The following is a 3,074-nucleotide window of genomic DNA, read 5'->3' on the forward strand; positions in this document are numbered from 1 at the left end:
TATTAGTTACTTTTTATTAGGAGAATAGTTTATTATTTTAATTGTCGAGAGATGAAAATAGTAACTTTGTTTTATATAAATATTGAAGAATTTTTATTTAAATTTTAGATTTATCCGCTAGAAAAGGGGTAAAATAAAAGAACATTATTAACTATTTTGGAACCTTATGAAAGAAAAAGTAATTCGCCTTCACGTATTAAATGGACCAAATTTAAATCTTTTAGGGAAGAGAGAACCTGAAAAATATGGGGCAACAAGTTTAATCCAAATCTATAAAAATTTACTAAAAACTTTAGTTTCTAAATTGAAGAAAAGAGTTAAAAACGGTAAAGAGTTAGATTTATTCTTGAAAGAGACATTAGCTGAATTAATTGATTATGATGCTGAGGATGGCTTTGATTTTGCTCTACCTTTAAGTTTATGTTTAGATAAGTCAGGTAAGAGAGAGCTTACCATTGAGTTATACTTCTATCAAACAAATAGTGAAAGTGCCTTAATTGATTATCTTCATAATTGTTATTTCTCTATTTCTAAATATCTAGAACAATATAAGGCCGTAGAAGACTATTTTATTATTAATCCAGCTGCTTTTGGTCATACATCTGTAGCTTTAAGGGATGCTTTATTAGCGGTAGAAGCTAAATTTGTTGAGGTGCATTTATCAAATATTCATAAACGCGAGACATTTAGACATCACACTTACTTACAAGATATAGCTCAGGGAGTAATTTGCGGTTTAGGGGAAAAAGGCTATGAATTAGCTTTAGAGTTTTGGCTAGATTACATTTACGAACTAAAAGTTTTTTAAGTAGAATTAGTTACGAATTTACGATTTTGTGGTAAAATATACCGGATTTTGTTGTTTGTTCTTTTTCTTCTTGCGAACCTAGAGTTTAAGAAATCTAATAATTTTCGAGATAAGTTTTTGAATATTAGAGATTTTATTTGAAGGTAGAGTAAGGAAAGATTTATTGAAGTGATTTTCATGAAAGAAAAAAGAGCATACATACACTGACCGAATAAAATTAAATTAGCTATTAGCTTATAGGTAAATACATTGGTTTGTATTTATAAGTAAAATTATCGTAATAGGATCGTCAATGAATTTTGATATCAAAAAAATCGAAGCTTTAATTAAAGTTTTTGAAGAGTCTTCGTTAACAGAGATTACTATTGTTGAAGATAAAAACTCTATCGTTTTAAATCGCCAACAAAATATTCAAGTAACAACTGCTCCAGCTGCTTATGCACCTGCTCCAGTAGCACCGGCTGCTCCTGTGGCTTCAGCTGCTCCAGCAACTCCAGCTGTTGAAGCACAACCTGAAGTTACTGGTCATAAAGTTCTTTCTCCTATGGTAGGTACTTTCTATCGTCGTTCTAGTCCTGATGCTAAACCATTTGTTGAAGTAGGAAGTAAAGTAAACGTAGGTGATACTTTATGTATTGTTGAAGCAATGAAGATGATGAACAAGATTGATTCTGATAAAGCTGGCGTAGTGAAAGCTATTTTAGTTGAAGACGCAAATGTTGTTGAATACGATCAACCATTATTTATCATTGAATAATTTAATAGTTAATAATGTATTTACACTAAATCGAGCGTCATATGTTAAAAAAAATTCTGATAGCTAACCGTGGTGAAATTGCATTACGTGTACAGCGTGCATGTAGAGAGTTAGGCATTCAAACGGTAGCTGCACACAGTACTATAGATAGCTCACTAATGCATGTGGCATTAGCTGATCAAAGTATTTGTATTGGACCAGCTCCTTCTGCTAAATCATATTTAAATATTCCTGCATTAATCTCAGCTGCAGAAGCTACAGGTTGTGATGCTATTCATCCTGGATATGGATTTTTAAGTGAAAATGCAGAGTTTGCCGAAGCTGTTGAAAGCTCAGGCTTCACGTTTATTGGTGCCCCTGCAGAAGTAATTCGTATTATGGGGGACAAGGTAGCTGCAATTAATACCATGAAAGCTGCTGGTGTTCCTTGCGTTCCAGGTTCAGATGGACCTTTATCAAACGATATCAAGTTAAATAAAGAAATCGCAAAACGCATTGGTTATCCAATTATTATTAAAGCCTCTGGTGGCGGCGGTGGTCGTGGAATGCGTGTCGTACGTAGCGAAGAGAATTTAGAAGAAGCTATTTCAATGACTAAAGCTGAAGCTAAATCTGCATTTAATAATGACATGGTTTATATGGAAAAATATCTAGAGAATCCACGTCATATTGAAATTCAAGTAATTGCAGATAACTTTGGTAATGCTGTTTATTTAGCAGAACGTGATTGTTCAATGCAACGTAGACACCAAAAAGTTGTTGAAGAAGCTCCAGCTCCAGGAATTACACCAGAGCAACGTGAAAAAATTGGTACTGCTTGTGCCGAAGCTTGTAAAAGAATCGGTTACCGTGGAGCAGGTACTTTTGAATTTTTATACGAGAATGGTGAGTTCTACTTTATTGAAATGAACACACGTATTCAAGTTGAACACCCAGTTACCGAGATGATTACTGGTGTAGATTTAATTCGTGAACAAATTTTAGTAGCTTCAGGTTTACCTTTATCAATTAAACAAGAAGATATTAAAGTTCGTGGTCATGCTATTGAATGTCGTATAAATGCTGAAAATCCAGAAAACTTTTTACCGTCTCCAGGTAAAATCACTTCATTCCATTCTCCAGGTGGCTTTGGAGTGCGTTGGGATTCTCACATTTATGCAGGTTATTCTGTACCACCAACATATGATTCAATGATTGGTAAATTAATTACTTACGGTGATGATCGTGAAATGGCGATTAAACGTATGAATCGTGCTCTTCTAGAGTTAGTTGTGGAAGGGATCAAAACTAATATTCCTTTACAAATGGACATTATTAGTGATGAGAACTTTAACAAAGGTGGAACGAATATTCACTACCTAGAGAAAAAACTAGGTTTACAAGATTAAAATTATAAAAAGACGTTACTATATTCAGTAGCGTCTTTTTTTGTGTTAAATGTACCAAATACTCGTATTTGTTCTAGGCAATTTAGCATAAAAAGTCGCTGTTTATGATAAAATATAATAC

Annotated in this window: 3 protein-coding genes; all 3 read left to right on the forward strand. The window is 33.4% G+C overall.

Annotated elements, in window-relative coordinates:
• Nucleotides 1–166: 166 nt before the first annotated feature.
• The 3 genes from CKF59_RS05825 (at nt 167) to accC (ending at nt 2,953) form a co-directional block, all read left to right on the forward strand.
• Nucleotides 167–808 carry a type II 3-dehydroquinate dehydratase gene (locus CKF59_RS05825; RefSeq protein ID WP_245959281.1) on the forward strand — a complete coding sequence of 214 codons (642 nt, stop codon included), beginning with the start codon at nt 167–169 and terminating at the stop codon, nt 806–808.
• A 292-nt stretch (nt 809–1,100) separates the two neighbouring features.
• Nucleotides 1,101–1,565 carry an acetyl-CoA carboxylase biotin carboxyl carrier protein gene (accB, locus tag CKF59_RS05830; RefSeq protein ID WP_119535018.1) on the forward strand — a complete coding sequence of 155 codons (465 nt, stop codon included), beginning with the start codon at nt 1,101–1,103 and terminating at the stop codon, nt 1,563–1,565.
• Nucleotides 1,566–1,606: 41 nt separating this feature from the next.
• A complete protein-coding gene (accC, locus tag CKF59_RS05835; protein WP_119535019.1) occupies nt 1,607–2,953 on the forward strand; it encodes an acetyl-CoA carboxylase biotin carboxylase subunit in 1,347 nt (448 codons plus the stop codon).
• Nucleotides 2,954–3,074: the final 121 nt, after the last annotated feature.

The sequence above is a fragment of the Psittacicella gerlachiana genome (assembly GCF_003585965.1).
Classification (GTDB): domain Bacteria; phylum Pseudomonadota; class Gammaproteobacteria; order Enterobacterales; family Psittacicellaceae; genus Psittacicella; species Psittacicella gerlachiana.